The sequence below is a fragment of the Mycobacterium sp. E1715 genome (assembly GCF_001667625.1).
Taxonomy (GTDB): Bacteria; Actinomycetota; Actinomycetes; order Mycobacteriales; family Mycobacteriaceae; genus Mycobacterium.
In genome coordinates, this window is sequence record NZ_LZJJ01000188.1 from 1 (window position 1) to 3,789 (window position 3,789).

Annotated in this window: 4 protein-coding genes; 1 reads left to right on the forward strand and 3 read right to left on the reverse strand. The window is 70.7% G+C overall.

The genetic code is table 11. From position 1 onward, the window contains the following. Nucleotides 1-301: DUF1800 domain-containing protein (locus A9X03_RS10245; RefSeq protein ID WP_231975383.1), on the reverse strand; the 301-nt coding region annotated here is incomplete at its 3' end. 84 nt (nucleotides 302-385) lie between these two features. Between A9X03_RS10245 and A9X03_RS10250 the strand changes: the two genes are divergently transcribed. Next, nucleotides 386-1,240: a DUF559 domain-containing protein gene (locus A9X03_RS10250; protein WP_068260896.1), complete on the forward strand. Its 855-nt coding sequence runs from the start codon at nucleotides 386-388 to the stop codon at nucleotides 1,238-1,240. A gap of 73 nt (nucleotides 1,241-1,313) precedes the next feature. Here A9X03_RS10250 and A9X03_RS10255 read toward each other — a convergent pair whose 3' ends face one another. Together A9X03_RS10255 and A9X03_RS10260 are read right to left on the reverse strand one after the other, a co-directional pair. After that, nucleotides 1,314-3,590, reverse strand: a complete 2,277-nt coding sequence (locus tag A9X03_RS10255; RefSeq protein ID WP_068260893.1) for a serine/threonine-protein kinase PknG — start codon at nucleotides 3,588-3,590, stop codon at nucleotides 1,314-1,316. Further along, nucleotides 3,590-3,789: transporter substrate-binding domain-containing protein (locus tag A9X03_RS10260; RefSeq protein WP_156669951.1), on the reverse strand; the 200-nt coding region annotated here is incomplete at its 5' end. The genes A9X03_RS10255 and A9X03_RS10260, both read right to left, overlap by 1 nt.

Consider the following 3,789-nt stretch of genomic DNA (forward strand, 5'->3'; position numbering starts at 1 on the left):
CGCTGACCATGCGGTGCAGCCACCAGTCGGACAACGCGCGCTGCTGCTCGGAGAGCTGCTGGTTGTACTGCTTGCGGGCCGCGGGCGCGGCGGACTTTCCGGGCGGTCGGGGTGGCGTCAACGTCGGCATCGGGCTGGCGATCGCTCCCGGGTCGGCATCGGGATTCGCGGCCAGCATGGCGTCGACGTAAGTTGGCCAGTCGCCGCCCAGTGCGGCGTCCACCTCGGGTCCGGTCACCCCGAACCCGGCTCGCCGTAGCGCGCGGGCCGTGCTGACCCATGCGGTGGACTGCCCAGGCATGGGTCAACTCTGCGGCATGGACCTATGTTTTCCCTGTGGATGGCCGCACACGAGGCTCTGCGGTGCGGTGCGAACCTTCCCGGCATGGAACAACCCTTCCTCGGCAGCGAGGCCCTGCGGTCGGGCGTGCTGAGCCGCCATGAACTGCGGGCCCGTTACCGCCCCGTCTTCCCGAACGTCTACCTGCCCGACGACGCCCAGCTCTCGCTGGAGCTGCGCATCCGGGCGGCCTGGCTGTGGTCGGGGCGCCGGGCGACGGTGGTCGGGGCCGCCGCCGCCAGACTGCATGGCGCCGAATGGATTCCCGACGACGTGCCCGTCGAGCTGGCGCATGCCAACGGCCGCCCGCCGCGCGGCGTGCTGACGCGGCGCGGTGTGCTGCTGGACGGCGAGACGCAGCTCGTCGGCGGCTACCCGGTCAGCACGCCCGAGCGCACCGCCTTCGACATCGGCCGGCGCGGGGCTGTGCGCTCGGCCGTCGCGCGGCTGGACGCACTGGCCCGGGCGACGGGCTTCAAGGCCGACGACGTGCTGCGCGTCGCGGGATGCCATCCCGGCTCGCCCGGCCTGCGGCGCCTGGAAGCCGCGCTGGCGCTGTTCGACCCCGGGTCGCAGTCGCCCAGGGAGAGCTGCCTGCGGCTGCTCCTGATCGACGGTGGCCTGCCGCGGCCCCAAACACAGATCCCGGTGCTAGCCGACGACGGCATTCCCTTCGCCTACCTCGACATGGGCTGGGAGGAGCACCTGGTGGCGGTCGAATACGACGGCGACCAACACCGCACCGACCGGCGGCAATACGTCAAGGACATTCGGCGCGCCGAGATGCTCGAGGAGTTGGGCTGGATCGTCGTCCGGGTGGTCGCCGAGGACCGGCCGGCCGCGATCGTGCGGCGGGTTCGCGCCGCGCTGGCGGCATCGCGTGTGCGCTCAGGGCTTTGAGCGTGCGCTCAGGGTGGGGCCGTACGGCGTGTCGCCGCCCTGGACGCACACGCGATCGCGCCAAGGGCGCAACTCAGAACGTGCTCGTCGGCCGCACCCGGTTCGCCATGTCCACCAACGCATAGCGGTGCCGCTGGGTGGGCGCCACCCGGGCGAGGTTGCGCAGCGCGGCCTCGACGCCCAGGCGCAGCCCGTGCTCGGTGAACGGGAAACCCAGAATGTGATTGGTGCTGGCCCTGTTGTCCTCCAGCCAGTCCATCGCACAGCCCAGCACCAGCGCGCGGATCTGCAGCACCCGCGGTTCGGTCGGGGGCAGCGCCTCCACCCGCCGGGCGGCGTCGCGGATGTCCTCCTCGGTGATCTCGCTCTTCGACCGACCGGACAGCAGGGTCACCGCACTCGTCAGCCGCGCGGTGGTGAAATGCCTTGAGGTGGGCGGCACCTCGTCGAGCGTGCGCACCGCGCCGGCGCGATCGCCCTCGGCGGACAGCCATCTGGCCAGCCCGAAGGCCGCCGAGATCACCCCGTCGTTGGTCTTCCACACCGTCTGGTAGTACCTCTGCTCATCGACGTCACCGGCCAGCTCGGCGGTGGCCGCCAACGCCAGCTTGGGCGCCAGCTCGCCGGGGAAGGTGTCCAGTACCTCGGTGAAATGCGTTCTGGCGGAGTCGTAGTCGCCGGTGAGCAGCTCGGCGACGGCCCGATACCAAACCAGCCGCCACTGCCAGCCAACCCGCTCGGCCAGGTCGTCCAGCTTCCGGGTGGCCTTGGCCACGTCGCCCAGGTCGAGCAGCGCGCGAACCTCCATCAGCGGCAACTCGGTCGACTCGGACACCTCGACGCCGTCGGCGTCCAGCGTGCCGTGGCGGGCCGCGCGCAACGAATCCAGGGTCTGCACCGGCTGAGAGAGGACCGTCGCCTGCAGCACGGGGGCGGCGACGTCGGCCGGGTCGACCAGCGGCACCTGTAGCGCCGTGACGATCTCGCGGGCCGTCAGCCGCTCCGAGTGGACCTGGCCGTCCAGGTAGACGTCGGTGTGCGCGACCAGCAGGTCCACCCCGAACGTCGAGCGGCTCGGGCTGAAGATGGTCGACAGGCCCGGCCGCGGCACGCCGGTGTCCTGGGCGACGACCTCCCGCAGCACGCCCATCAGCTGGGCGGACAACTCTTCGGTGCTGGCGAATCGGCGCCGCGGGTCGGGGTCAATGGCGCGGCGCAGCAACCGCCGGTACGAGTCGTAGGTCGCCAGCACGGGGTCGTCGTCGGGCAGGCCGTCGACGTAGCGGCCGTTGCGGGTGGGCAGGTTCACCGTCAGCGCCGCGAGGGTGCGCCCCACGGTGTAGATGTCGGTCGCGACCGTCGGGCCGGTCCGCACGATCTCGGGCGCCTGGAATCCCGGCGTGCCGTAGAGGTAGCCGAACGAGTTGACGCGCGACACCGCCCCCAGGTCGATCAGCTTCAGCTGCTCCTCGGTCAGCATGATGTTCTCCGGCTTGAGGTCGTTGTAGACCAAGCCGATCGAGTGCAGATACGTCAGCGCCGGCAGGATCTCCAGCAGGTAGGCGATGGCCTCGGCGACGGGGAGCTTCTTGTCCTTGCCGTGCTTGAGCGGCTGCCCGCCGATGTACTCCATGACGATGTAGCCGACCGGGTTGCCGCCGCGGTCCTTGTGCTCGACGAAGTTGAAGATCTGCACGATCTGCGGGTGGACCACCTCGGCGAGGAACTGCCGTTCGGCCATCGCGATCGCCTGCGCCTCGGCGTCGCCCGAATGCACCAGGCCCTTGAGCACCACCGGGCGGTCGTTGACGTTGTGGTCGACCGCCAGGTACACCCATCCCAGCCCGCCGTGCGCGATGCAGCCCTTGACCTCGTACTGGTTGGCGACGATGTCACCCGGGTTCAGCTGTGGCAGAAACGAATACGCGCTGCCGCAGGCGGGGCACCAGCCCTCCGACTTGCCCTTGCCCTCCTTGCCGGACCGGCCGACCGGTTTCCCGCAGTTCCAGCAGAACCGCTTGCCCTCCGGCACCACCGGGCTGGTCATCAGGGCCTCGAGCGGGTCGATGTCGCGCACCCGCGGAATCTCGACCAGGCCGCCGCCGAGGTGGCGGACCGGTGGCAGCACCCGCGTCCCCACCGTCACCCGGTCTTGCGGATCGCTGTCCAGGGTGCCCAGCGAGATGTGCGGAAAGTCGTCGTCGCCATCGTCGAAGTCGGGTCGGAACAGCGCCTGGGTGGCCTGGATGCGCCCCGTGGTCGGGCAGCCGCCCTGCGTGTCCGGCGGCTGGGTGCCCGGGCTTTCGTCGGCGCCGGTTTCCGGCTGCTCGATCTTCTCCGACTCGGCCATCAGTCCAGATACCTCGGCGTCGGTGGCGCGGGCGCGGGCCCCAGCACCGTCAACCACTTGCGGTACAACGTGTTCCACGTGCCGTCCCGGCGGATCCGCTCCAGGGTGCCGTTGACGAACCGGACCAGCCCGGTGTTGGTCAGGTTGACCCCGATGCCGTAGGGCTGGGTGGCCATGTTGGGTCCGACGATGTGCAGGG

Excerpts from the sequence above, each read along its gene's own strand:
- A9X03_RS10250 (WP_068260896.1), top strand. The coding sequence starts at position 386 with ATGGAACAACCCTTCCTCGGCAGCGAGGCCCTGCGGTCGGGCGTGCTG.
- A9X03_RS10255 (WP_068260893.1), bottom strand. The coding sequence starts at position 3,590 with ATGGCCGAGTCGGAGAAGATCGAGCAGCCGGAAACCGGCGCCGACGAA.